The sequence below is a fragment of the Sphingomonas sp. Leaf30 genome (assembly GCF_001422525.1).
GTDB classification, from domain to species: Bacteria; Pseudomonadota; Alphaproteobacteria; order Sphingomonadales; family Sphingomonadaceae; genus Sphingomonas; species Sphingomonas aerolata.
In genome coordinates, this window is the sequence record NZ_LMKZ01000005.1 from 1 (window position 1) to 19,002 (window position 19,002).

Here is a 19,002-nt window from a genome sequence, read left to right on the forward strand (position 1 = left end):
CAGTCTCCTCACGGAGCCTGAATCAGATCGCGCCTTTAACATCAATGGGTCCTGACCCTAGGAGCAATGTGCGCGGTTATCGGCGTCAAGAGTTGCAGGGCGTCAAGCTTGATCGAAAGCTCCACCTCTTCGTCATAGGTGCGTGCGGTTTCCGTTTCGCCTTCATGGCCAAATAGATCGCAGCGGACCTCGCTCGCGACGCGTCCCTTCAGCATCGTCGTCGCCAGACCGCGAAAACTGTGCACGTCTTTGTCTATCCATGCGCCGCCAACACGGTGGAGCCATGGGGTGCCCTCAGGGAATGCCCACTTTCGCAGCGGTCGGAAGATCGACTTGTAGAACGTCCCGGCGAAGGTGGTCGAGCTCGGCGACTTCATTTCCGGGAACAGCAGCGTACAACCCGCTGCTCGCAATTCCGCCACATAGTCAATGAACCCAAGGCGGATCAGCTCAGAATGAATAGGCAGCCTACGGATCGACTGGATATTCTTCAGCGCGCGCTCTTCAGTAAAGTCGATCCGGAAGTAGGGGATCGGCTCCAGTTCGTGCACCTCCGCAAGCCCCAGTCCGGCGAGTTCCGAACTGCGACCGCCGTAGAGGGGCAACATAAGCGGCATCCAATACCAGGCGTCGTGAATGATCTTAGTGCCCGGCTGAAGTCGGCGGTCGATACCGGCAGTTCCTGTCCAAATAGGCGCCGACAAGAGCTTAGCGACCTCCTGTATTGTCCAATTGGCGCGCTTGTCGCGATCTCGCGTCAGCGCCTTACGTGATGTCTTGCCTATGCCCGCTCGTGCCACTTTGAAAGAAAGCGGTTTGGCCGGCCGATGCGTCTGCGGATCGTCATGTTCGCCCGCTGCATGGGCCAGAACGGCGGTGACCCATGTCAGGTGCTTGTTGATGGTCGTCTGGCTGATGCCGATGTCGGCCGGTGGCATGGTTGCTGCTCGGGCTAAGCTGGCAGCAATGCCGCCTGCTTGTTCCTCGCGGGTGCGGCCCCAGCGATTCGGCAACGACCGACACAGGGTCGTGAAACGGCGGACGTGCGATTGCTCCAGGTCTTCAATGAATATGCCGCTGCCGCAGGCATGATCGAAAAGCCGCAATGCTGTGCGCACCTGCTTCATCGAGTCCGCATCCCAGGCGTCCTCACTCTGATAGGCCGTGATGCACTCTTCGGCCGCTTCGAGCAGGCGCTTCTTCGAACGCTCGGGGACGGGTAATGCGGGCGCTTCATCGATGTCGACAGCCTCCCGGGCCGTCGGCGCGGATTGCATCGAATTCAACGCAGTCAACGACACGGACGGTCGCTCGACTTGTTGGAAGGCGAAAGGCGCATCATCGGCCAATGCCTCGTCAATCCATCGCCTCATGTCTTCGTCGCCAACTGGGAGGCGAGCAATTGCCTCGCGGCATGCCGACGCACGCGCCGAGCAGATCATCCGGGCCATCCGAGCGACGTTGTCTCGGGTGGATGGGATGCCGAACCCCTCGCTATAACTGTCGAGTTGCGCCTTCGAGACCGGATCACCGTTCTGGAGATCGAACACCAGATTTGCCACCGCCTTCGCGCGCTCCTCGCTCCAGCCGGTATCGATTAATCGGTCATGTTCGTCCAACGACCAGCGCGCGTCGACGCCCTTGCGGCCGAGGAAAGCCCAAGCTTCGGCATAGATGGAATTGATCGTTGCGTGATCTTCCGGCCGGGCCGGGCTGCCGACCTGATCTTGCTCGATGCGCTTCAACTGCCAGCGTAGGGCATCGCTGAAAACCTGTTTCAGCTGATCGGGGGTCATCCCCGTCGATTGACCATAGGCCACACGCAAACCCTCGACCGTCGCAGCAAGTCTGTCTGCCATACACCGGGCGCGTTGAAAATTCCCTGTGCCGAGTGACAGGGAGAGCGGCATGACCACGCCGGCCACGGTGATCTTCCTGCGCCAGTGGTAGCTGCCACCGCGCAGCTTGAGGTTCGGCAGTCCCAATCCATCGCCCCCAAATGGGTACAACGATGGGTACAGTCGTGGGTACAACCATTCCCGATCGCCATGTTGGCGACGAGAAATCAATTACTTAGCGGATGATGGTCGGGGAGACAGGATTCGAACCTGCGACCCCCTGGTCCCAAACCAGGTGCGCTACCAGCCTGCGCCACTCCCCGACGCCGCAGCCCTTAGCGGGTGCGGTTGACGAAAGGCAAGCAGCTTCGTGTCGGCGGGCAGGGAAAGTCGTCGCTGAAGGACGGGGCTGGCACCCGAACGATAGCCTTGGCGGGGAAGGGTAGCAGCGCAGCGGGCGGTCCAAGCGTCGGTGCGAGCCGTGCTTGCGTCAGGGCGAGGTTCCGATGCGGGCGCCCCTATGGCAGAGCAAGCGGCATGTGGGCAAAATCTATCCTATCGAGTGCGTTGCGACGTGGCGCTTTGACCATCGCGGCGATGACCGCGGTCACCACCCCCGCATGTGCGCAGGACGAGGCGGGGTTTCAGGCCTATCTCGGCCAGCTTCGCACGCAGGCGCTTGAGGCCGGAGTCACGGCGCGTACGGTGGACTCCGTCTTTCCTACATTGACGCTGAACGAGCGTGTCATCGCGCTCGATCGTGCACAGCCGGGCAGCGGCACGAGCAGCGCCATTCCGGCCTTCGCGCCGTACAAGGCGCAGCATGTCGACGCGGCGCGGATCGGACGCGGTCGGGAAACCTATCGGGCGCAGCGGGGCAGGCTGCAGCGTATCGAGCGCGAAACAGGTGTGCCCGAATCGATCATGGTCGCGATCTGGGGGCATGAGACCAATTACGGTAGCTATACCGGAAATTTCGACATTCTGCGGTCACTCGCGAGCCTCGCTTATGAGGGGCGTCGGCGATCACTGTTTGCGGGCGAGTTCATTGCCGGCTTGAAGATCGTCGACCGGGGCATCTCGCGCGAACAACTCAAGGGCAGTTGGGCAGGCGCGATGGGCAATCCCCAATTTCTGCCGTCCATCTATCTTCGACTGGCCCGTGACGGGGATGGCGACGGCCGCGCGGATATTTGGAACAGTCCGGCCGATACGCTGGCGTCGATCGGCAATTATTTCACCAATGCCGGCTGGCGCAGTGGCCAACCTTGGGGCGTCGCGGTCTCCGTGCCGCAGGGATTCGATCGGTCGCAGGTACGCAATCGGCTCGTGTCGCCGCGGTGCCCGCGCGTGTTCGAACGGCATAGCGGCTGGCGAACGATCGCGGAGTGGCGCGGTCTGGGGGTGATGACGCAAGGCGCCTCGTGGCCGGCCGACCATGTCATGGCGACGCTGCTCGAACCCGACGGTCCCGGCGCCACGGCGTATCTGCTCACGAGCAATTACCGCGTAATCCTCGACTATAATTGCTCGAATTTTTATGCGCTGTCGGTGGGGCTGCTGGCGGATGCAGTCGAGCGCTGACCGGCGTGCCTGATAGACTCAAAGCCAGGCGTGACGCGGTTGCCAAGCCCGGCTATGACTTCGATAAGGTCCCGGCGGCGCCGCGAGCCTGCCTCCCATCGCGTTCCTCTTTGACGTAACGGATATCATGACGAAGCTGCCCATGAACACGCTGCCCTTTACTCAAATGGTCCGGCGCCGCATCACCGTCGCACCGCTGGCAATGATCGCGCTTGCGACGCCGTCGATCGCAGCCGCGCCACAGTTCCAGACCAGTGCACCGATCGCCTATATGGAAGATCTGTCGTCGGGCGCGGTCCTGTTCGCACGCGATGCCGATCGCCGTATGCCGCCGGCGTCGATGGCGAAAATGATGACGGTCTATGTCGCGTTCGACATGCTCAAAAAGGGCGAGCTCAAGCTCGATCACATGGTCACCGTCCGGCCGGAGACCTGGGCAAAATGGCATGGTCCGTCAGCAGGTTCGACGATGTTCCTGTCGGCGAACGAGAGCGTCAGCGTGGCCAATTTACTGTATGGCATCGTGACATTGTCGGGCAATGACGCCTGCGTCGTTCTTGCGGAATCGATCTCGGGCTCGGAGCCCGCCTTCACCGAGCGCATGAACCGCGTCGCTGCGCAGCTCGGCCTCAAGGACAGTCATTTCGGGACGTCGAACGGGTGGCCAGACAACGGCGTGACCTATGTCACTGCGCATGATCTGGCCAAGCTGGCATCGGCGACGATCACGAACCATCCCCAGCTCTACAAGCAATTCTATGCAAAGCGCGATTTTACCTGGGGCAAGACCATGGGCGGCAGCGCGATCACCCAGGCCAATCGCGATCCGCTGCTCGGCCGCGTCGCGGGCGCCGACGGGTTGAAGACCGGACATACCGAGGAAGCCGGATACGGATTCACCGGGTCGGCCGAGCAGAGTGGTCGCCGTCTGGTATTGGTCGTCGCAGGCCTGAAGAGCTCGACCGAGCGCGCGAACGAGTCGGTACGGTTCATGGACTGGGGCTTCCGCGCGTGGCAGTCCAAGCCGATCGTCGCCAAGGGTCGAAAGGTCGAGGAGGCCAGCGTGCAGATGGGCGGCTCATCGAGTGTCGGCCTTATCGCGCCCAAGGCGCTGACCGTCACCGTACCGGCGGGGACATCGCCGAACCTGAACGCCAAGGTCGTCTATCAGGGGCCGGTCAAGGCGCCGATCAAGGCGGGCCAGCACATCGCGGATCTCGTCGTGTCGATGCCTGACGGGGTCGAGCAGCGTATGCCGCTTGTCGCGGAAAAGGACGTTGCCGAAGCCGGGTTCTTCGGGCGTGCCTGGTCTGGGCTGACCGGGCTGTTCGGTTGAGGCTTGGCGTGCCGGCGCGCGTGCGCATCGTTCGGGTGAGCCCGTCGCCGGCATGACCGACATAATCGGCAATGCCGCGGCGCAGTCCGCTTTCGCCGCGGCGATGCACAGCGGCGCGCTTCACCATGCGTGGCTGTTCACCGGCCCGCAGGGCGTTGGCAAGGCAAGCTTCGCACGGCTGGCGGCGATGCGCATGCTGGCCGATGCGCGCGGCGGGTCGACCGAGCCGCGCGGGTTTGCCGTGCCGGCCGGCGACCCCACGCGCGCGCTGATCGAGGCGGGTTCGCACCCCGATTTCCGCCTGCTGACGCGTCTGCCCAAGGATCCTGAAAAGCCCGACCAGGATCTCGCGCGCAGTATCACGATCGCGCAGGTCCGTACGCTCCAGCCGCTCTTTGCGACGACGCCATCGATGAGCCCGCGCCGGGTCGTCATGATCGACGCGATCGACGATCTGGAGCGCGGCGGCAGCAATGCGTTGCTCAAGAACCTTGAGGAACCACCCGCCGGGACGATATTCCTCCTGGTCAGCCACGCGCCGGGACGGTTGTTGCCAACGATCCGGTCGCGGTGCCGGGTCTTGCGGTTCGAGGCACTGACGCCCGACGAGGTCGCGGTGACGTTGCGACTGGCGCAGCCGGACCTCGACCACGACGAGATATCTGCCCTCGTACGTGCGAGTGAGGGAGCGCCGGGCAGGGCGCTGCGCTACGCGGGTCTCGATATTGCGAGCCTCGACGAAGCGATTGCGCGGATCGCCGACGAAGGCGATCGCGATAACGGGCATCGGCTCCGGCTGGCGAAGTCCCTTGCTGGGAAGGCGTCGCAACCCCGCTATGAGGCGTTTCTCGATCGCGTGCCGGTGTTCATCGCGCGTGCGGCGCGGGACCGGTCGGGCGCCCGGCTCAAGACCGCGCTCGACGCGCATGCCGCGGCCCGTGACCTGTCCGCCGCTGCCATCGGCTTGTCGCTCGATGCGCAGGCGACGGTCTTCGAGCTTGCGGGAATTCTCGCGACGCTGCGCACCTGACGAAGCGGGCGACATGGGCTTCACCTCCTCGGGGGGATGCTCTAGGAGCGCCGACATGGCCGACCCTTACTACATCACCACCGCAATCCATTATCCCAATGGCCGACCGCATATCGGCCATGCCTATGAAATGGTTGCAGCCGACGCGATCGCCCGGTTTCAGCGCCAGGCGGGACGCGACGTGCTGTTCCAGACCGGTACCGACGAACACGGCCTGAAGATGGTTCAAGCCGCACGCGACCGCGGCGTCCCCGTTCGCGAATTCGCTGATGAAATGTCGGCCTATTTCAGTGGGATGGCCGACCGTCTTGATATCTCCTATGATCGGTTCATCCGGACCGTCGACACCGATCATTACGCGGCGAGTCAGGCGATCTGGCAGGCGATGGCGGATGCCGGGGACCTTTATCTCGATCGCTATGAGGGCTGGTATTCGGTCCGCGATGAAGCCTTTTACGACGAGTCCGAACTGACGGGGGAGGGCGCCGATCGCCGGTCTCCGCAAGGCACGCCGGTCGAATGGACCGCCGAGGAGACCTGGTTTTTCCGGCTGTCGAAATACCAGCAGCCGCTGCTCGACCTCTACGCCGCGAACCCTGACTTCATCCGGCCCGAGAGCCGCCGCAACGAGGTCATGCGCTTTGTCGAAGGGGGCCTGTCCGACCTCTCTGTGTCGCGGACGAGCTTCGACTGGGGGGTGCCCGTGCCAGGCAGCCCGGGCCATGTCATGTATGTCTGGGTCGACGCGCTCACTAATTACCTTACAGGGACGGGCTATCCGAACACCGGACCGGATGACGCAGATCTTGCGCGTTTCTGGCCGGCGGACCTTCACCTGATCGGCAAGGACATCGTCCGCTTCCATGCCGTCTTCTGGCCTGCTTTCCTGATGTCCGCGAACATCCCGCTCCCCAAAAGCGTCTTTGGCCACGGCTTTCTCCTGACCCGCGGCGAGAAGATGTCGAAGTCGGTCGGCAATGTCGTCGATCCGATGGTGCTGGCGGATGCGTTCGGCGTCGACGCCCTGCGCTATTTCTTCCTTCGGGACGTCAGCTTCGGGCAGGATGGCAGCTACTCGGCAGAGGCAATCGTGACGCGGGTCAACGCCGAGCTCGCGAACAGCTTCGGCAATCTGGCCCAGCGGACATTGTCGTTCATTGCCAAGAACCTGGACGGTGCATTGCCCATGGCGACTGCGATCGAACCGGCCGACGCGGCGCTGCTCGAAGACGTCACCGCGGCCTGCGCCGCGTACAGGTCCGGCTTTGCGGAGCTCGCACTGTCGCACGCCATCGAGGCGTGGATGCGGGGCGTCTTTGCCTGCAACCAGTATATCGACGTGCAGGCGCCCTGGGCGTTGCGCAAGACCGACCCGGCACGGATGAACACGGTGCTGGCGACATTGGTGCGCGCAATCCGGATGCTCGCCATCACGATTCTTCCGGTCGTGCCGAGCGCAGCGGGCAAGGTCCTCGACCAGATCGGTGCAGAGGGCCGCGACCATGCAGCGCTTGACGATGACGGCTGGTATGACCGGCAGTCCGCGAGCGACTTCCGGATCGTCGCGCCGACCGGCGCGTTCCCACGGCTGGAGATGCCCGCGGAGACCGACGCCTGATGCTTGCAGACAGTCATTGCCACCTGAATTACCCCGGCTTGATCGAGGATCAGCAGGCGGTCCTCGATCGCGCGCGGGCGCGCGGTGTGACGGCGATGCTCAACATCTCGACGCGGGAGAGCGAGTGGGATGCGGTGATCGCCACGGCGGACCGTGAGGCCGATGTATGGGCGACGGTCGGCATCCATCCAAATGAAGCCGATGCCCATCCCGCGATCGACGCGACGCGTTTGGTCGAGCGCGCACGTCACCCGCGGGTCGTGGGCCTGGGCGAGACCGGGCTCGATTATTACCGCGAGACCTCCGATCGTGCACGCCAGGCGCTGAGCTTCCGCGCGCATATCGACGCGGCACGTGAAACCGGCCTGCCGATCGTCGTGCATACCCGCGATGCCGAAGAGGATACCGCGGCGATCCTCTCGGACGAGATGGGGAAGGGGGCCTATGGCGGCGTGATCCACTGCTTCACAGCAAGCTCAGCATTTGCTGACAAGGCACTCGAACTCGGCCTTTATATCTCGCTCTCGGGAATCGTCACGTTCAAGAACGCGCGCGACCTTCAGGCGATCGCTGCGCGCTTGCCGATCGAACGACTGCTGATCGAAACCGATGCGCCCTTTCTTGCGCCCGTGCCCAATCGGGGCAGGACGGGGGAGCCCAGCTTCGTCGCCGATACCGCTCAGTTTGTGGCAGACCTGCGCGGCGTCTCCGTCGGCGAGCTGTCCCAGCGGACGGCCGAGAATTTCCATACGCTGTTCGCCAAGACACGACTGGTCGCTACGTCGGCTGCGGCGTACCGCGCGTGAAAATCACGATCCTCGGCTCGGGTACGTCCTCCGGCGTGCCCCGGATCGGCAATGACTGGGGTGCATGCGATCCCGCCGAACCTCGTAACCGCCGCACCCGCGTCTCTGCGCTCGTCGAGCATGCCGGCACCCGTATCCTGATCGATACGGGGCCGGACATGCGTGAGCAGTTGCTCGCGGCGAACGTCTCCGAGGTGGATGCGGTCATCTGGACGCATGATCACGCCGATCACTGCCACGGCATTGATGACCTCCGGCAGCTCTATCACGCGATGGGCGCGCCCGTGATCGGCTTTGCGCGGCCGGCCACGCTCGCCGCGCTTGAGGATCGCTTCACCTATGCGTTCCGGGGCCGCAGCGGTTATCCGTCGACGATCGCCGGGGCGGTCTTGCCGGACCGACTGACAATCGGCGCGATCGACATTCGTGTTACCGATCAGCCGCACGGATCGATCCACGCCGCTGGGCTGCGCTTCGAGGCAGATGGCAAGGCAATCGGTTATGCGACCGATTTCAACATCATGACTGATGATATGGCCGCGATGTATACGGGGCTGGACGTGTGGGTCGTCGATGCACTGCGCCGTCGTCCGCATCCGACGCATCCACAACTCTCAGCCGTCTTGGGTTGGGTCGATGCGTTCAAGCCGCGGCGGACCGCGCTTATCCATATGGACAACAGCATGGACTATGCAGCGTTGAGGGCGGAACTGCCTGACACAGTGGAGCCTGGCTTTGATGGACAGATCCTCCAGGCCTGACCGGCATACGTGCCATGCCGTTTTACATAATGTATATTATCGGATCGGGCGTGGTACGTTATGAACCTTTTGATTTCGTCGTAGCGTCGGTGATCTCCACGTCATTCTCACTTTATGCGGAGCGCCGCCATGATTGACCGCCTCACGACCATCATGGCGCGACTGCGCGATCCGGATACGGGATGCGAATGGGACCGTGTTCAAACATCGAAGACGATTGCCCGCTACACGATCGAAGAGGCCTATGAGGTTGTCGACGCGATCGAACGCGGCGATCTTGCCGATCTGAAGGACGAACTCGGCGACCTGTTGTTGCAGGTGGTATTCCACGCCCGCATTGCAGAGGAAGCGGGCGCGTTCGCCCTGCCCGACGTCATCGACGCGATCAGTGACAAGATGGAGCGCCGACACCCGCACATCTTCGGTCCGGCGAAGACATCGCCCGGTTGGGAAACGATCAAGGCGACCGAGCGCGCGAGCAAGCCTGACCAGAGTGCCCTCGCCGGCGTCGCCACGGCGCTGCCTTCGCTGGCGCGTGCCGACAAGCTGCAAAAGCGTGCTGCGCGCGTCGGGTTCGACTGGCCCGACTCAGCCGGTTCCTTGGCCAAGGTACACGAAGAACTCGACGAGATTGCGACAGCGACCGCCGACACACTGGCCGAAGAGGTCGGCGACCTATTATTCTCGGTGACTAATTATGCCCGCCACCTCGGTGTCGATCCCGAAGTGGCGTTACGCGCGGGCAACGCAAAGTTCGAAGCCAGGTTTCGGGCGATGGAGCATATCGCCGGTGCGGGCTTCGAAGCTTTGTCGCTCGAGGAAAAGGAAGCGCTTTGGCAGGCGGTCAAGCGTCGCGGCGGCTGAACCGGTCGTAATCGGTGTCGGACAGCCGTACGTCATAGGTGGTGGCCAGCCCGTCCGCGAGACTGCTGAGCACCTCGCCATGCGCGTGCAACCATGCCGCGCCTGCGCCGTCCGTCGCATCGAGCGTAATGTGATAGCGGCGATGCGCATCCGTCAGTTTGGCGGCGACCTGCTCGACAAGATGGTCCACCCCCTCCCCGCTCAGCGCCGAGATCGCCACGATATCCTCGCGATGCGCAGCCTCCCCGGCAATCTCGTCATGGTCGGCAGGATCGAGCAGATCCAGCTTGTTCCAGACTTCGAACCGCGGGGTCATATCGTCGACGCCGATGTCCGCCAGCACCGCCTCGACATCGGCACGTTGCGCCTCAGTATCGGGATGCGCGATGTCACGGACGTGGATCAGCAGATCGGCGGACACAACTTCCTCGAGCGTCGCCTTGAACGCCGCGACGAGCTGGGTCGGCAGGTCCGAGACAAACCCCACCGTGTCGGAGAGGATCGCCTTGTCGATACCGGGCAACCGGATTTGCCGAAGCGTCGGATCCAACGTCGCGAACAGCAGGTCTTCGGCCATGACGTCGGCACCGGTCAACCGATTGAACAGCGTCGACTTTCCGGCATTGGTATAGCCGACGAGCGCGATGACGGGCCAAGGGGCTCGCTGGCGTCGCTCCCGGTGCAGGCCGCGGGTGCGGCTCACCTGCTCGAGTTCGCGCCGGAGCCGCGCCATCCGGTCCCGGATGAGCCGGCGATCCGCCTCGATCTGGGTTTCACCAGGCCCGCCGAGAAAGCCGAACCCGCCGCGCTGACGCTCGAGATGGGTCCAGCTCCGGACGAGCCGGCCAGCTTGGTAGTCGAGATGCGCGAGTTCAACCTGCAGCCGCCCTTCGGCCGTCGCCGCGCGCTCCCCGAAGATTTCGAGGATCAGCCCGGTGCGGTCGATGACCTTCGTCGCCAGCGCCTTTTCGAGATTGCGCTGCTGGATCGGGCTCAGGCTCGCATCGAACACGACGAGCCCCGCCTCCTCCATTCGCACCTGTGTCGCGAGGAGCTCGACCTGCCCGCTGCCGATCAACGTTGCGGGCTTGGCCTGGCGGACGCGATAGGCGATCCGCTCAACCACCTCCACGCCAATGGCGGCGGCAAGGCCCGCCGTCTCTTCGAGCCGTGCGTCGACATCGCGTGCCGCATCGCCCTGGTCGGGCAAGACGACGATCGCTTTCGTGCCGCGGGCGAACTCGTCGCGGTCACGGTCGAAACCACTAGTCATGCGCATTGCCCCAGGCCGTCATGATCATGCGTCGTCCACCGCATCCGTCTCATCGCTGTCGTCGGGATCCTCGGCAAGGTTCAAGGGCCGCGCAGGCTGGATCGTCGACACCGCGTGCTTGTAGACGAGCTGCGCCATGCCTTCGCGCTGGAGCAGCATGCAGAACAGGTCGAAGCCGGCAATCTGGCCCTGGAGCATGACGCCGTTGATCAGGAACATGGTCACGCTGTCTTCCGACTTGCGGACCGCGTTCAGAAAAATTTCCTGCAAAAGCGGCTGCTTCTTCTGCGTTTCTGCGACGGCGTTCACGATCGCGGCGACGTCCATCGGTCCCGCGGGCATGATCGTTGAAATTGCGTGTTTGTAAATGAGCTGCGACTGACCGTCGCGACGTAACAGCACCGAGAAATTATCGAACCAGGTGACGATACCCTGGAGCTTGACGCCCTTGACGAGGAACATCGTGACAGGGGTCTTAGTGCGGCGCAGTGCGTTGAGGAACAGGTCCTGTAGCGAGCCAATTTTTTCGGCCAATGGGATAACCCTTGTTTTTGGCGGGACTTTGCCCGCGTGGCGCCGTTTCCCGGCGTCGGAGATCACCCGATTGCCGGGCGAGCGTCTAATCTATGTTCCCGGTACCGCTTCGTCCATAGGGGCGGGCGACAGATATGCGATCAATCGTCCCGCGTCTCGGTGATCCCGAGCAGCTTCAGCTTCCGGTGCAGCGCCGATCGCTCCATCCCGATAAAACTCGCGGTGCGCGAAATGTTGCCGGAGAACCGACGGATCTGCACACGCAGATACTCCCGTTCGAAGGTTTCACGGGCCTCGCGTAGCGGCGAGCCCATGATCGCGGTGCCCCCGGCGCTGCCCATGTCGCCCTGATCGCCCAGGACTTCGGCCGGCAGCAAGTCGAGATCGATGCGCCCCAATCGATCGCCCGGCGCAAGGATGATCGTCCGTTCGACCACGTTGCGAAGCTGACGAACATTTCCTGGCCAGTCGTAGGATTGCAGCGCAACCATCGCATCGGGCGCGATTTCCGGTGTCCGGACCCGGCGTTCTGCCGCATAATGCGCGATGAAATGCTGGACCAGCGCGGGAATGTCATCGCGGCGATCCGCGAGCGGCGGGATAGCCACCGGCACGACGTTCAACCGGTAATAGAGGTCCTCGCGAAACCGACCCTCGGCAATCTCGTGGACGAGGTCGCGCGCCGTCGCGGACACCACACGCACATCGACCTTGACGACCCTGGTACCGCCGATCCGCGTAAAGCTCTGGTCGGTCAGGACCCGCAAGATCCGCGCTTGCGTCGTGATCGGCATGTCGGCGATCTCGTCGAGGAACAGCGTTCCGCCATGCGCCTGCTCGAGCAGCCCGGGGCGGATCTTGTCCCCGCCCTCCTCCGCGCCGAACAATTCTTCGTCGACACGTTCAGGGGTCATCATCGCGGCGCTGACGATTACGAACGGCGCATCGGTGCGCAGGCTCCAGCCGTGCAGGAGGCGTGCAGCGACCTCTTTGCCGACCCCTGCCCCACCCATTATCAGCACACGGCTGCCGGTTGCGGCGACGCGCTTGAGCGTTGCCCGGACGCCGTTGATCGCCCCCGAATTGCCGGTGAGATCAGTCTCGCGGCCGACCGTGGCCCGCAACGAAGCGACCTCGCGGCGCAGCCGTTCGGTTTCGGTCGCGCGCGCCACCATGAGCAACAGTCGCTCGGCCTCGAACGGCTTCTCGATGAAGTCCGACGCGCCACGCCGGATCGCCGCAACCGCGGTGTCGAGATTGCCGTGGCCAGATATCACGAGCACCGGGATCGATGGATCCCGCCGCTTTATCTCGTCGAGCAGTTCGAGCCCGTCGAGGCGCGACCCCTGCAGCCAGACGTCGAGCAACACGAGCGACGGACGCCGCGCCGCGATCGCTTCGAGCGCAGCGTCGCTGTCGCCCGCATCGCGCGTCTGATAGCCCTCGTCCTCCAGGACGCCGGCCACCAGTTCGCGAATGTCACGTTCGTCGTCCACGACGAGAATATCGAGCGCCATCAATTCATGTCCGATTGCGAGTCATTGCGACGAGCTGGCCATCCCCTGCCGGCTCGGGTGCGGATGCCCCCTGATCAAGCGCGACCAGCGCTCTGGCGTCGAAGTTCATGGTGACGATGGTGCCACCACCGGGGCGATCCGAAAATGCGATCGTCCCGCAATGTTCCTCGATGATCTTCTTGACGATGGCAAGCCCGAGCCCGGTTCCGCGCGCCCGCGTCGTCATATAGGGTTCGATGAGCCGGTCGCGTTCGACCGGCAGACCGATACCGGTGTCGGCGACCTCGATCCCGACGCAGTGCGCCGTTCCATCGCGGCGCGTCTCGGTCAGGGTCATGGTAACCGCCCCGCCCGCGTCGTCGCCCCGCGTCTCGATCGCCTCGACCGCGTTCTTGACGATGTTCGTCAGAGCCTGCCCAATCTGCCGGCGATCGCACACGAGCATCGGACCGGGGTCGTCATGAACCAGCAGAAAACGGATCCCCGGATGCGCCACCTCGTGGAGGAACATCGCCTGGCGTGCGGCGTCGAGTAGCGATTCCTCGCGGAAGACGGGCTTGGGCATCCGTGCGAATGACGAGAATTCATCGACCATCCGGCGGAGGTCCGCAACCTGGCGGATGATCGTGTCGGTGAGCCGCGCAAATGTCCCGTCCTCCGCGGGGATCTTGCCCCCATAGCGCCGCTGCAGTCGCTCCGCGGCAAGCTGGATCGGCGTCAGCGGATTCTTGATTTCGTGCGCGATCCGGCGGGCGACGTCCGACCAGGCAGCGCGGCGCTGGTCGAGCAGTTGCTGCGTGATATCGTCGAAGGTGAGGATCGGGCCGGTCGGTGCATGTGCGATCCGGACGGCGAGCGTCCGCGCATCGCCGGCCTGGCCGACCTGGACGATCGCTTCGCGCCCTCCCTCCTGCACAAGCGCGTCGAGTTCGGGCGCAACCTCGTGCAACGGCTTGCCGACAAGACCCTCCGCACCCAGCAGCTGGATCGCCGAACGATTCGCAATCCGGATCACGCGGTCTTTCGCGGTCGCGACGACGCCCGCCGAAACATCGGCCATCACCGCCTCGATCAGCGCACGACGGGTCTCGAGCTGGTCGTTCGCGGTCATCAGATCGCTGTTCTGCTCCTGCAGCCGACCGGTCATCTGGTTGAACGCGCGCGCCAGCGTCCCGACCTCGTCGCGGCTGCGCGGATCTGGCACGCGCGCGGTCAGATCACCCTCGGCCACCCGACGCGCCGCATCGACCAGCTCGCCGACGGGGCGTACTAGACGATCCGCGACAGCCAGCGCGATCCAGACAGCGACGCCAACGATGAGCAGGGAAATGCCCAGCAAGGCCGCGTTGAACAGGAGCTGGAGGCTGCGCGACCGGGCAAGCAGCTGGCGATAGCTTGCCAGCACGGCGTTGGCACGCGTCGTCTGCTCCGACAGGAGCTTGGTATCCTCGACGCGCCCAGCGTAAAGGAAGAGTTCGTCGGCGCCGGGCAGCATCGTTATCGTGCGGATACGATCCCCCGTCACCGATACTGCGGCGGGCTTGCCGCTCCGGAGTTCGCGGATCGCCTCGGGCGTCACCTGTCGTGTAAAGTCGATTTCATAGGGGTTCACCACCGCGAAGGTCTGGATCTCGTTCTGTGGCGTGACCTTGAATAGCGCGGCTTCGGACAGGCTCCGGAAATAGACTTGCTGGTAGAAAAAGCCTGAAAAGCCCGGGCTCTCCAGCGATCGCTCCCGCAGGTAGTTGGACATGTCCGCTGCCATCGTGACGCTCGCCTCTTCCCAGCGGCTGAGCTGGCGCGCGTAGGACGACTGGGCGAGTTCGGTGGCGTTTTCGAGCATGCCCCGCGCCTGGTCGGAATACCAGAATTGCACGCCATATTGGAACAGCAGCGACGCGAAGATCGTCACAAGCAGCATCGGCACCGCGGCGACGATCGAGAACAGGGCGACGAGCCGGACGTGCAGGCGGCCGCCCCCGCCAACCGGAGACCGGGCGGCGCGGCGCATCGCGACCCGCCGGCCGAGCAGCATCAGCAATGCGATGCCGGGGACGAGATTGGCGATCAGCAGCAGCGCAATCAGCGGTGGCGGCATCAAACGCTGGGGTGAATTGGCGCCGCTGATGAGCACATAGCTCGCGACCGCGACGGTAATCGCCAGCGCGACCACCAGCGCCTCAAGCGCAGGCGTCACGGCGAACCGGTGCGATGGCACGTCGTCTTCGATGGCAAGCGTCGCGGGGGCGATCATCGTTGCCGTGATACAACGACAATTGTTGCCGGGAAACCACATAATGGCCGGGTCAGCGTGACCCTGCCGCGTCCAGCTCGGTCATGTCGCCGCTGATATCGATCCCGAGCGTGTCGAGACGCTTGCGCAGCGTGTTCCGATTGATCCCCATCGCACGCGCGGCGCGAAGCTGGTTATGCCCATGCCGGGCAAGCATCAGTTCGATCAACGGACGCTCGACCTCGCCGATGACGCGGTCGTACAGACTGCCATCGTCGAGCGCTGCCGGATTTTCGCGCTCGATCCGCCCAATCAGCGCCTTCACCGCGCCGGCGATGTCGAGATCGGTTGCAGTGGTGGTCGGCGTTCGCGCGCCCAGCATCGCGTGAATCGCGTCCGCGCCGATGATCTCGTCGCGCGCGAGCACCGCGAGCCTGCGCATGAGGTTTTCGAGTTCGCGAACATTACCCGGCCAGTCATACGCGCCGAGTGCGGTGATCGCATCGCCCGCCAACTGACGTCGCGGCAGACCCTGGATCGCCGCATGATCGAGAAAATGTCGTGCGAGCAAGGCGACGTCCTGCCGCCGCTCGCGGAGCGGAGGCAACGTGACGGGCACGACGTTAAGACGATAGAACAGGTCTTCCCGGAAATGCCCGGCTGCCACCTGCGCCGCCAGATCGCGGTTTGTCGCGGCCAGGATGCGGACATCGACCCGGATCGTGCGCGCACCGCCGACGCTCGTGAACTCCCCCGACTGCAGCACGCGAAGCAGCCGGGTCTGCGCCTCCATCGGCATGTCGCCGATTTCGTCGAGGAACAGCGTGCCGCCCGTCGCCTGCTCGAACCGGCCGGCATTTCGCGTTGCGGCACCAGTAAAGGCGCCGCGCTCATGGCCAAACAACTCGGCCTCGATCAGTTCGCGTGGGATCGCGGCCATGTTGATCGCGATGAACGGCGCAGCACTTCGCCGGCCGAGATCGTGAATCGCCCGGGCGACCAGCTCCTTGCCGGTGCCCGATTCGCCGGAAATCAACACGGTCAGATCGTTCGAGATGACGCGTGCGATGACCCGGTAGACGTCCTGCATCGCCGCGGACCGGCCAATCAGCGGCAGTGCACGATCCTCGTCGCCGATCCGGTCATCGGACAGCACCCCGCCCCGCGCCAGCGCTCCCGTCACCGCGCGCGACAGGACATCGAGATCGAAGGGCTTGGGCAAATATTCATACGCACCGACCTCCGCCGCACGTACGGCGGTGGTCAGGGTGTTCTGCGCCGACAGGACGATGATCGGCAGCGTGGGGTGGCGCTCGGCGACATTGCGGATATGATCGATGCCGTCGCCGTCGGGCAGCACCACGTCGGTGATCAGCACGTCGGGTATCGCCACAGCCAGGGCGCGTTCGAGTTGCGCGAGGCTGTCGGCGACGGTTACGTCGTGGCCGCTGCGCCGCAACGCCTGCGCGACGACGGTGCGGATCGCGGCGTCGTCATCGACGACCAGCACAGTGCTCATGATGTGGCTCTTGGTAGCAGCAGGCGAAGAACGGTCATTTCAGGAATCCCCTCACGCGCATATTGCACGATCCCGCCCATATCGCGCGTCAGCTTGTCGACGAGGGCGAGGCCCAGCCCCTGCCCTTCACGGCGCCCCGACACGAACGGGTCGAACAGGTGGTCGGCGATATCGGGCGGCGCGCCGGGGCCATTGTCGAACACACAGATCTCGATCGGCAACGGCAGACGCGGTTTGCCCGGCGCGCTGCTGACGGTGATCCCGTGGCGATAGGCCGTGGTCATGATGATCAGCGGATTTGGCTGCTCTGCAACGGCTTCGCGTGCGTTCTTCAGAAGGTTGATGACAATCTGAAGGACCGCGTCCCGATTGATCTGGGCGGGCGGCAGGGACGGATCGAATCGCTCCTCGATCGCGATTCCGCGCGCAAAACCGGCGAGCGCGAGGCGACGCGCGTGCGTCAACAACGGGTAGATATTCTCGCTGGCGAGCGGGAGCGGACGCGTATCGCTGAAGTCCTGCATGCGATCGATCAGCGCCGCGATCCGGTCGACCTCGGTCGTGATCAGCGTGGTCAGTTCTCCAGCATCGAGCAGCTGCGCCGCGCCGCGGATGCCGGACAAGGGATTCTTGATCTCATGTGCGAGCATCGCCGCGGCCCCAACTGCCGCGCGCGCGCCCGCAGTACGGTCCGCCGAATAGCCCAGCCGTCGCGAGATGGCGGGAACGTGCAGTGTGATCGCGCGCCAGCCGGAATGATCGGGCATGATCGTCTCGGCAAAGTCAACGCGGATCTTCACGCCGCGGGCGGTCGCGATCTCGGTATCGAAAACGGCAAGGCCGCGATTGTCGTGCTTGCGGGATTCGTCGGGGGGCGGGAGTATCGCCGCGATCGGCTGCCCGACCATGAGGCGCTCCGAGAGGTTGAGCAATTGCTCAGCAAGTGCATTTGCATGGGCTATCCGGTCGTCCGGATCGACCACCACCACCGCCACCGGCAGCGCCGCGAAGACGTCGTTGAACCCCGGATGGTCGCGCCGATCCGGCTCAGGCGGCTTCAAGGTGACGCCAGGGCGCGTAGAACTCGGCCAGCATCGCCTTGACCTGGTTCGGGTCAGCCACCTGGTTCACCCGGTTCCGGAACTCCGCCGAGCCATGCAGGCCCTTGGTGTACCACCCGATATGCTTGCGGGCCATGTTGACACCCGTCTCGATCCCATAGTGCTCGAGCATCGCTTCGTAATGCCCTGCGATCGCTTCATATTGTTCGTTGATTGACGGATCGGCCACGCGGCGGCCGGTCGCAAACCAGGTCATGACCTGATTAAGCAGCCAAGGCCGCCCATAGGCGCCGCGTCCGATCATCACGCCGTCGGCACCTGACTGGTCGAGCGCCGCCTCGGCATCCTCGATCGAGCAAATGTCGCCATTGACGATCACGGGGATCGACACTGCGTCCTTCACCCGGCGCACGAAGCCCCAATCGGCGCTTCCTTTGTACATCTGGTTCCGCGTCCGGCCATGGACGGTGATCAGCTTCACACCGAGATCTTCTGCGATCCGCGACAATTCGGGTGCGTTGAGACTGTCGTGGCACCAGCCCATGCGCATCTTCAACGTGACCGGGACATCGACCGCTTTCACAGTCGCGGATATGATCGCCGTCGCGAGCTTGACGTCACGCATCAGCGCGGACCCGGCATCGCCATTGACGATCTTGCGGACCGGACACCCCATGTTGATGTCGACGATCGCGGCACCGCGATCCTGACTCAGCCGCGCGGCCTCGCCCATTTCATAGGGCGTGCACCCGACCAGTTGCATCGACACCGGCTCTTCGAGCCGATCCCACGCAGCCTTCTGGATCGACTGGCGGGTCTCGCGGATCGCAGCCTGGCTCGCGACCATCTCGGTAACGTTGAGCCCTGATCCATATCGCCGCACGAGCGTACGGAACGGCATATCCGTCACGCCCGTCATGGGTGCGAGGACGACCGGACTTTCAATCCGCACGGTGCCGATCTGGATAGGTGAGAGATTACGCATAAGCTGCCCAAAAAAGAGGCAGAACATAGGCCGCGATGCCGGA

Annotated in this window: 15 protein-coding genes and 1 tRNA gene; 7 read left to right on the top strand and 9 right to left on the bottom strand. The window is 64.1% G+C overall.

What is annotated here, in order from left to right; all coding sequences use genetic code 11:
- Nucleotides 1-41: 41 nt before the first annotated feature.
- Both ASE89_RS09430 and ASE89_RS09435 read right to left on the bottom strand, forming a co-directional pair.
- On the bottom strand, nucleotides 42-1,985 hold the full coding sequence (locus tag ASE89_RS09430; protein ID WP_156363400.1) for a hypothetical protein: 1,944 nt from the start codon (nucleotides 1,983-1,985) through the stop codon (nucleotides 42-44).
- Between the two features lie 99 nt (nucleotides 1,986-2,084).
- Nucleotides 2,085-2,161 (bottom strand) — tRNA-Pro (locus ASE89_RS09435).
- 274 nt (nucleotides 2,162-2,435) lie between these two features.
- Between ASE89_RS09435 and ASE89_RS09440 the strand changes: the two genes are divergently transcribed.
- The 7 genes from ASE89_RS09440 to mazG all read left to right on the top strand — a co-directional run bounded on the left by ASE89_RS09440 (nucleotide 2,436) and on the right by mazG (nucleotide 9,837).
- Complete coding sequence (locus ASE89_RS09440) at nucleotides 2,436-3,422, top strand: lytic murein transglycosylase (RefSeq protein ID WP_156363416.1); 987 nt, start codon at nucleotides 2,436-2,438, stop codon at nucleotides 3,420-3,422.
- A gap of 166 nt (nucleotides 3,423-3,588) precedes the next feature.
- On the top strand, nucleotides 3,589-4,758 hold the full coding sequence (locus ASE89_RS09445) for a D-alanyl-D-alanine carboxypeptidase family protein (RefSeq protein ID WP_056677258.1): 1,170 nt from the start codon (nucleotides 3,589-3,591) through the stop codon (nucleotides 4,756-4,758).
- 52 nt (nucleotides 4,759-4,810) lie between these two features.
- A complete protein-coding gene (locus ASE89_RS09450; protein WP_056676665.1) occupies nucleotides 4,811-5,788 on the top strand; it encodes an AAA family ATPase in 978 nt (325 codons plus the stop codon).
- Between the two features lie 55 nt (nucleotides 5,789-5,843).
- Nucleotides 5,844-7,406 carry a methionine--tRNA ligase gene (gene metG, locus ASE89_RS09455; protein WP_056676668.1) on the top strand — a complete coding sequence of 521 codons (1,563 nt, stop codon included), beginning with the start codon at nucleotides 5,844-5,846 and terminating at the stop codon, nucleotides 7,404-7,406.
- Nucleotides 7,406-8,212 carry a TatD family hydrolase gene (locus ASE89_RS09460; protein WP_056676671.1) on the top strand — a complete coding sequence of 269 codons (807 nt, stop codon included), beginning with the start codon at nucleotides 7,406-7,408 and terminating at the stop codon, nucleotides 8,210-8,212. Before metG ends, ASE89_RS09460 begins: the two co-directional genes overlap by 1 nt.
- Nucleotides 8,209-8,973: an MBL fold metallo-hydrolase gene (locus tag ASE89_RS09465; RefSeq protein WP_056676675.1), complete on the top strand. Its 765-nt coding sequence runs from the start codon at nucleotides 8,209-8,211 to the stop codon at nucleotides 8,971-8,973. Before ASE89_RS09460 ends, ASE89_RS09465 begins: the two co-directional genes overlap by 4 nt.
- Before the next feature lie 129 nt (nucleotides 8,974-9,102).
- Nucleotides 9,103-9,837 carry a nucleoside triphosphate pyrophosphohydrolase gene (gene mazG / locus ASE89_RS09470; protein WP_156363401.1) on the top strand — a complete coding sequence of 245 codons (735 nt, stop codon included), beginning with the start codon at nucleotides 9,103-9,105 and terminating at the stop codon, nucleotides 9,835-9,837.
- Here the strand turns inward: mazG and hflX are convergent.
- The 7 genes from hflX to dusB form a co-directional block, all read right to left on the bottom strand.
- Complete coding sequence (gene hflX / locus ASE89_RS09475) at nucleotides 9,818-11,110, bottom strand: GTPase HflX (RefSeq protein ID WP_056677261.1); 1,293 nt, start codon at nucleotides 11,108-11,110, stop codon at nucleotides 9,818-9,820. The two genes, mazG and hflX, sit on opposite strands and share 20 nt — an antisense overlap.
- Before the next feature lie 24 nt (nucleotides 11,111-11,134).
- Nucleotides 11,135-11,710 carry an RNA chaperone Hfq gene (gene hfq, locus ASE89_RS09480; RefSeq protein WP_261362599.1) on the bottom strand — a complete coding sequence of 192 codons (576 nt, stop codon included), beginning with the start codon at nucleotides 11,708-11,710 and terminating at the stop codon, nucleotides 11,135-11,137.
- A 74-nt stretch (nucleotides 11,711-11,784) separates the two neighbouring features.
- Nucleotides 11,785-13,161: a nitrogen assimilation response regulator NtrX gene (gene ntrX, locus ASE89_RS09485; RefSeq protein WP_056676678.1), complete on the bottom strand. Its 1,377-nt coding sequence runs from the start codon at nucleotides 13,159-13,161 to the stop codon at nucleotides 11,785-11,787.
- Nucleotides 13,162-13,165: 4 nt separating this feature from the next.
- Nucleotides 13,166-15,415, bottom strand: a complete 2,250-nt coding sequence (locus ASE89_RS09490) for a sensor histidine kinase (protein WP_056676681.1) — start codon at nucleotides 15,413-15,415, stop codon at nucleotides 13,166-13,168.
- 52 nt (nucleotides 15,416-15,467) lie between these two features.
- Nucleotides 15,468-16,913, bottom strand: a complete 1,446-nt coding sequence (gene ntrC / locus ASE89_RS09495) for a nitrogen regulation protein NR(I) (protein WP_056676683.1) — start codon at nucleotides 16,911-16,913, stop codon at nucleotides 15,468-15,470.
- Nucleotides 16,910-17,974 (bottom strand): two-component system sensor histidine kinase NtrB, encoded by a 1,065-nt coding sequence (locus ASE89_RS09500; RefSeq protein WP_056676686.1) that lies wholly within the window; start codon nucleotides 17,972-17,974, stop codon nucleotides 16,910-16,912. The genes ntrC and ASE89_RS09500 overlap by 4 nt, the downstream gene beginning before the upstream one ends.
- Nucleotides 17,961-18,959 carry a tRNA dihydrouridine synthase DusB gene (dusB, locus tag ASE89_RS09505; protein ID WP_056676688.1) on the bottom strand — a complete coding sequence of 333 codons (999 nt, stop codon included), beginning with the start codon at nucleotides 18,957-18,959 and terminating at the stop codon, nucleotides 17,961-17,963. The genes ASE89_RS09500 and dusB overlap by 14 nt, the downstream gene beginning before the upstream one ends.
- Between the last annotated feature and the right edge of the window lie 43 nt (nucleotides 18,960-19,002).